Raw genomic sequence first — 6948 nt, 5'->3', positions numbered from 1 at the left:
CGTCCCTCCCGAGGCTCCGCCTCCACCCCAATGGACGATTATACACAAAGGCGGGGGATTGAAATCGCGCCTGGGCATGCGCTAGCGTAGCCCGCGACAGCGCTATAGTCCGCCTACGCGGACTAATTATAACTCGTTCCCAGGTTAACTCGTTTTAGGTGTGAAAAACGGTGGGAAGTCTGCTATAATTACGGAATGTTTAAATTCCTGTCGGGTTTATTCCTACCACGCCTATTGTTGTATGACCATGCGGATGAACGATATTATAATTTACCCCACCGTTGATTTGTTTTTGTACGATTTGCGCGAAAGTTTGGGACAGGATCCGGCGCAACTCGATCGCAACTGGGACAATTTCAAGCACAAGCTGCCCGCAGAGCTCCAGGGTTGCCTGAAACGGGATACTTCGTTCGATCCGGAATCTGTGGATCTCCTGGATGAGCGATTTTACAAGTTTGGCAATCCTGGCGATACATACCAAGGCTTTTATTATCCGGTGCGGATGAGCGATACTTATGGTTTATTGCTGGATTGTTCGATTAACGATACCAAGAAACCCTATCCAGCGAAGTCGATTAAACGGGTTAAAGAGGAAATCGATCGCCGGTTGGGAGGAGAAACGCCGACGCTGGGTCAAACCTGGCTGATTTCGGCACAATTGCCCGATCCGCAGGTGCAAAATGCGGAAGATATTGCGAAAATTTGCTATAAATCGTTATTGCCTTTATGTGACTGGGGGGATGATTTGCAGGGAAGTGGCACAGTGTTCGGGGGGAGGGCGTTTGAACTGTGGCATTATGAGTCGCTGCTGTCAGAAATGCCGGAGAATTCCGATCGCGATCGCAGCAGTAACATCTGGCCGACTTTTACCAGCCATCACGTTATTATTGTGCTTTATCCCAATGCTAAATCTGCCCAAGCTGGGGCGGAGTTACATTGTGATTGGATGCGGTTATTTGCCTATCGTGCGAAGATACTGTGGGCTTACGCGCAAACGCGACAACTGAAACAATGGCTAAAACAGGATTCGATCGCCATTCAAGACTGCTTGCAAGAAATTCGCGGCGATCGCCACAAAAGTTTACCCTTACCCCAACTGCAATCCACCCTGAATCAAGCCCGCAGTCTGGTTCCGGATTACACTATCGATATTGGCTATTTGGCGGATCAAGAACGGACGATGGCGATTAATCTATACAACTACCAACGCCGCATCAAAAGCATTGCCGAAGAAGCTACATCGTCAGAATTCGCACCGGTGGGTTTTCCCCCGCCGAACCTGGCATTTTTAGCCAATTTTAGCGATGATGTGGCAGAGAAATATTTGCTGCAAGTGCGAAAAGATTACGAGAACCTCGCGCCGGGGTTACAGCGGTTGGAGTTTGCGATCGCCACGATTCGCAGTTTGGTGGAGGTGGATCGGGCCGATCGCGATCGACGATTTCAAACAAACGTGACGGTCCTCGGGTGGGGACTGGCGGCGGCGGGACTGGTGGTCTCGCTTTCGGCGCAGTTTCCCTACGTTATCGTCCCGGTGGAAGTGCTACGCCGCGAAGGAGCCGGCGAAACCCAGAACCGCGCGATCGCCACCGTGGAACTACAGCCCAGCGTTTCCGCCTCTTGGGATGCGGCCATATATTCGGCGGTGTATAGTATCGGGGCGGCTGGGGCGGTGATGGCGATCGCTTGGCTGTGGATGAGGCTCCGCAAGTAGGGCGATTCGGTCGGCGATCGGGTGCGCCACCCTAGCTGCCGAGTTTTATTGTAAGTGAGAAATTTTGAGATCGCGTCTCCGCCGTTATTGTGAGAAACCGAGATATAATGGCAGTCGCGACTGTCATTATATCTCACCTAACATTCTTTCAAACTGGAAAGGGGATAGGAGGGCAACTCCGGGGGGTCTTCGGCAATTTCTTCCACCCAGACGCGCACTCCCACCTTGTAGACTTTGCCCACCCGACCGGCTTGGGGGCCTTCGAGAATCTCGACTTTGGATCCCACTTGGGGCAAATCCTGACAACTGGCTTCGCTTTGTTTCGCCAGGGCCACCAGCTTGTCGATCGCCTGAGACGCGGGTATCGGTTGCGCTTGCAACCATTCTACGGTTTCTGGAGCCAGGGAAAACAGCTTGCGGACGCGAGTTTTCTTGCGACTCTTGGGGCCTTTCTTCAAATTCGCTCTGGAATTGGGGTGATACCCGCGTTTCATCGGTTCTTCAAGCAGCTCAATTTCGCGCACCGCTAAGACGCGATCGCAGGTAGTTCGGACGTAGCATTCCCGATTTTCTTCGCAAACTTCCGCCACCTCAAACACCTGACACTCATAAATCTCGGACTGAGATGGATCTGGGCGCGAGACCACTTTTTGACCGGGTTGCAGTTTTTTGATGGGAGGGGACATTGACATTTCTCCAAATGGTATATACGATTAGAATATAACCCAAACGGCAAGCGATCGCCTCGGATCCCCGAGGATTTTGCCAGACCCGCATCTAGGGGTCAGCCTGTCTAACTAACCCCTAGCCGCGATGCAGACAGCAATTGATTGCAATGCCACCGGGCCGAGGCTCCGGTACAGGCTCCCATTCTCTGGGAGGATCCAGCAGTTTGGGCGAATCCATCCGATATAGATAAATGGAGATAGCAAAATGCACGGGCAAGCTTATGATGCATTCAACCAACTCGCAATGAGATTGAAAGCCACTCGCGGCACCGAGGGTCCTCCCACGGATGAGGAAGTGGCGCAAATCGCCGCGAAATATCTCAACGCCTTGGTAGAACAGTTATCGGAAGAAGATTTAATCCGAGCGGTGGATGAATTTCGCGCCGGTGAAAGCCGCATGAAACAAGTGTCAGAATCGGTGAAAACCTGGCTGGAAACAGAAGCAGGTCACGAACAAGAACAAGAGTTTAAAGAATTTCTGGTGCTGCTCAATCAAAAAGTCGGCAATATGGCCCAGGCATAACGCAATATTTCCCATCTAATTCCGCAAGAATACAACTCATTTTGCATTCTTTGGGGGGCGGCGGAGTTTCGGGATTCCGATTTCCCAGGCTGAACTCTGAGAAAGAAGAAACGCGCTTCGTTCATTAATAAACCGGGTTTCCATTACTGAGTGGAAACCCGGTTTTAACAACTTTCACTAGCTACTAAATTCGGCCAAATATGAGAGCAAACGTCTTTCCAATCTCTCCAATTCATGGGAGAGATTCGGGTTAATTGGAGGCGGTGGGGTTGAAGCGTTTGCCTTCGCGGAATTGTCCCGGGAAACGTCTACCTTGTTGGTCGATTAGCACTCCTTCGCCGTGAGGCACCCCTTGACGCAATTCTCCTTCATAGCGAGTCCCGTTAGGAAAGTTGCAGGTAGCGTTGGCATCGAGGTTTTGATTGAAGAATTCCCCCTGACAGCGAGTGCCATCCACCCGGGTAAGAGTTCCTTGTCCGAAGGGTTGGCCGGCAAAGAAAGCTCCCACGTAGCGATCGCCATTGGAAAAGACAAATTGCCCTTGTCCGGAGGGTTGACTGGTTACTTCGCCACTGTCCACATATTGCACGATTTCGAAGGTTCCTTCGTAGCGAGAACCATCGGCAAAAACTGACGTTCCTCTAACAATATTCCCATCCCGAAATACCCCCTCATACCGGGCATCATCGGCGAAAATAAATACCCCTTCGCCATTGGGACGACCATTGCTAAATTGTCCTTCGTAACGCGCACCATCGGCATAAACATAAATTCCCCGTCCGCTGGGTACCCCATTGGCAAAACCGCCAATATAATTGTCCCCATTTTGATAGTTGCATTTTACCGGTCCGGCGGCGGGGTCTCCCGTACATACCGGCGGCACGTACTGTTCTCCATCTTGTGCCCTCGCCCCCAATGGATCGGTTATAGAACTGGTCACCTGCATCGCAGATGCCACCACTAGGGTCATCACAATTTTTTTCATTCGGTTTCCCATCTTTAGCTTTCTCCCATTTTCGTCCTTACTATCATTTTACTTCAAAAAAACCTTGACATTTATTACCCAATAAGGTAAGGCTTTTTGCACGGATGCGGGCAGATGCCTAGAAGAGACAATCCCGGGAAAAAGCAACCCTGATTTGTCACCCCTGAAAATGCACCCTAGTCGAAAAAAATTGCAAATTATAAATTTGCTACACCTGAGCGATCGCCACACAGAAGGTAGCGGTTCTCGGAAAAATCGCACCGGGAGCGATCGCCCTTCTTATCGGCACCACCCTAGACCCGCCTAACGCAACAAAGCCGTTTTCCGAGCAACATTGGCCATGTTTTGCTCTTCTTCCATTAGCTGTTGTTCCCCAAGCGGCTTAATCACCTCCACGCCATTTTGCTCCAGAATCACCTGTGGCTCGGCTCCTTCGAGATTTTCCACTGCTTTAATCAGCACTTCCCCGCGCCCGATCCGCTCTCCCACATTCACATAGCGGGTTGTCGGCTCGTTGGGCGCTTTAGCAATAATTTGCGTCTGACCCCCGACTTCAATAATGCCGGTCACTTCCGTGCCTTCCGCTAACTCCGTAGAAGGCGGCGGCGGCGGCGCTGGCGGTGTCGGCGGCGGTGGCGGCGGCGGAAGCTGTTCCGGCCCGATCGCCACCGGCAAATCGGGCAATTCCGGCACTCCGCGCGTCGGTTGCGCCGGGATAGTCGGCGGTGGCGGCGGTCCGCCGGCACGCTGGGCCGTTATCTGGGGCGGAAGCTGTTCCGGGCCAATTTGGGGAGGCAATCCCGGTAATTCCGGCACCCCGCGACTGGCCACCGGCGGAATGCTGGGCGCTGTAGGCGGTCCGGCTTCGGCCACTTCTGCAGCTCTTTGCGGCGGAAGCTGGTCCGGGCCAATTTGGGGAGGCAATCCCGGTAATTCCGGCACCCCGCGACTGGCCAACGGCGGAATCTGTGGTGCTTGCGGTGGACGCGGCTCTCCTTGCGCCGTAACCACCGGTTCGGGCGTTCCCGGCGGTAGCTGTTCCGGTCCGACTCTCTCGGGCAAATTCGGCAATTCCGGCACCCCGCGATTCGCCAACGGCGGAATCTGTGGCGCTTGCGGTGGACGCGGCGCGCCCCCTGGAGCCGCTCCCGCACCTCTTCCCGGCGCGCCGCCTGTGGCTACTCCTGCAGGGGCTTCACCGGGCGGTAGCTGGTTCGGTCCGACTCTCTCGGGTAAGTTCGGTAATTCCGGTACCCCTCGCCCTTCCAAGGGGGGAATATTCGGCTCACCGGGGGTTCCCGGCGTCGGTTGCGCCCCATTTGCCGTGGGTGCTGGGGTTCCTTGCGGTGACCCAAACGGTTGCCCCTGTGCCACCTGCTGCGGCGGTGCAGTCGGTGCGGGGACGGGCAATTCTTCCGGCCCGATCGCTACCGGTAATTCGGGCAATTCGGGAACTTCCCGGGTGGGTACTTCGGGCAAATTCGGCGCGACGGCTTCTCCGTCTTCTGTCCCCGGGAGAGGCACTGGATCGACTTCGAGTACCCCAAACGGGTTTTGCTGCTCCACTTGGGTTTGTCCCTGCTCCAATTGTTGGACCCGTTCGTCTGGATCCGTGGGGGGAATCAAATTGGTCACTGAACCGGGATCGGGTTTTTCCTCAACCATCGGCTCTTCAAACTCTTCGTCCTGCGCTGCTTCTTCGTCGGTTTCGGTTGGTTCGGGAGACGGAGTTGCCGTCTCTGCTGGTGCGGTGGGGGATGGTGGGGTGGCAGGGGTTTCGACTTCTGCAGTCTCTTCTCCTCCACAGGCACTCACCAGGAGCATCAGCATCCCGATTGACACCAGAAATGAAAGTTGTCGCATGGCAACAGATAAAATGATTTAGTACCAAAATAGCCTGAAAACCTGCCAATTGTCTCTCCTCTCCCGGTACAATTTTAACCCCCTTTGCTGCCAGTTTTTCGCCCACTCCTCCTGCTGAGTGGCTACCCCCACGCTCACTGGCTCTCGTTGGCCCCAATTCTCTTCCTCTTTTGTAAGCGAACCTCCGTGGCGACCTCACGGGTAGCGGGTGGCGGGTAGGGTGGGCAAGAAGGACTTGCCCATTCTACAGCTTGGCTACAGCTTGGCCTCCATTGGCTTAATCTTTGGTAAAAATCGTCAGCAACACCGGCCCGAGCAAATGGTAATGCTGTGCCCGATTCAATCCCGCTTCTGTGCCTAGTTCTTCGCGCGCGGGGGCTGGGTAAAAGTGGATTTTGTTCCCGGATCCGCCAAACGATTGCGAGAGCGATCGCCCCGCAATGAACCCGAATCGGGTAAAATCCACTAAGTAGAATTTCCCCCCGGGCCGCAATACCCGCTGCACTTCCGATAGCACTTGGTTCGGATGTGGATAGTGCAGAAAACTGATAGTATTGAACGCCGCATCAAACTGCCACTGAGCAAACGGCATCTCCTCCGCATTCCCTTCCAGGAAAATTAACCGGGGACGATGCCGATCGCTCTTGCTTTGTCTGGCTTGGCGAATCATTTCCGGCGATAGGTCATATCCCGTTCCCCACAAGGTGGGATATGTATCGGCTAGCCGCTCTAACAGCCGCCCCGTACCGCATCCTAAGTCCAACACCCGCGCATTTTCTGGCAGTTCTACATATTCCAGCAGCCTTTTGTGAATCGCTTGGTAGAAGATGGTGGTCAAGAGGATATCGTAGTTCGGTGCCCAGCGATCGAACAGTTTTTGTTTGATGTTGATTTCGCTGTCAGTCATTTTTTTGGCCTCCATTGGTGTGAACTACAAGGGCTTTTCTATACTATAACCGATCGCCCGCTTCTTCGATCGCTGGCGATCGACATTGCGCCTGGGCAAACCAAGAAGCGGGCCAAGAAGCCGGCGATCTTTTATCCCTACCACACCTCGTACACCTCGTTCCCCGGCTCAGCCTGGGAACGCCTCTGCGGAGGCTCTGCCTCCACAGGGAGCGCCGAACACCTCACA

6 protein-coding genes are annotated in these 6948 nt (G+C 54.1%); 2 read left to right on the top strand and 4 right to left on the bottom strand.

Features of this window, described 5'->3' with window-relative positions:
* Positions 1–253 precede the first annotated feature (253 nt).
* Positions 254–1714, top strand: coding sequence for a hypothetical protein (locus LKK83_RS01250; protein ID WP_324628930.1), 1461 nt, complete (start codon positions 254–256; stop codon positions 1712–1714).
* Between the two features lie 137 nt (positions 1715–1851).
* Here LKK83_RS01250 and LKK83_RS01245 read toward each other — a convergent pair whose 3' ends face one another.
* Positions 1852–2400, bottom strand: a complete 549-nt coding sequence (locus tag LKK83_RS01245) for a hypothetical protein (RefSeq protein WP_324628929.1) — start codon at positions 2398–2400, stop codon at positions 1852–1854.
* Between the two features lie 247 nt (positions 2401–2647).
* Between LKK83_RS01245 and LKK83_RS01240 the strand changes: the two genes are divergently transcribed.
* Complete coding sequence (locus LKK83_RS01240; protein WP_324628927.1) at positions 2648–2965, top strand: hypothetical protein; 318 nt, start codon at positions 2648–2650, stop codon at positions 2963–2965.
* 250 nt (positions 2966–3215) lie between these two features.
* On the opposite strand, the gene LKK83_RS01235 is transcribed toward LKK83_RS01240, so the two are convergent.
* From LKK83_RS01235 to LKK83_RS01225, 3 genes are all read right to left on the bottom strand, one after another.
* Positions 3216–3950: an MORN repeat-containing protein gene (locus LKK83_RS01235; protein ID WP_324628925.1), complete on the bottom strand. Its 735-nt coding sequence runs from the start codon at positions 3948–3950 to the stop codon at positions 3216–3218.
* A 303-nt stretch (positions 3951–4253) separates the two neighbouring features.
* Positions 4254–5813 carry a hypothetical protein gene (locus LKK83_RS01230; RefSeq protein WP_324628923.1) on the bottom strand — a complete coding sequence of 520 codons (1560 nt, stop codon included), beginning with the start codon at positions 5811–5813 and terminating at the stop codon, positions 4254–4256.
* Between the two features lie 277 nt (positions 5814–6090).
* Positions 6091–6720, bottom strand: a complete 630-nt coding sequence (locus tag LKK83_RS01225) for a class I SAM-dependent methyltransferase (RefSeq protein WP_324628922.1) — start codon at positions 6718–6720, stop codon at positions 6091–6093.
* Positions 6721–6948: the final 228 nt, after the last annotated feature.

It is taken from the genome of Phormidium sp. CCY1219 (assembly GCF_035615515.1).
Classification (GTDB): domain Bacteria; phylum Cyanobacteriota; class Cyanobacteriia; order Cyanobacteriales; family Laspinemataceae; genus CCY1219.
Note: the sequence above shows the minus strand (reverse complement) of the source record. Positions and strands in the feature narration are given on the sequence as shown.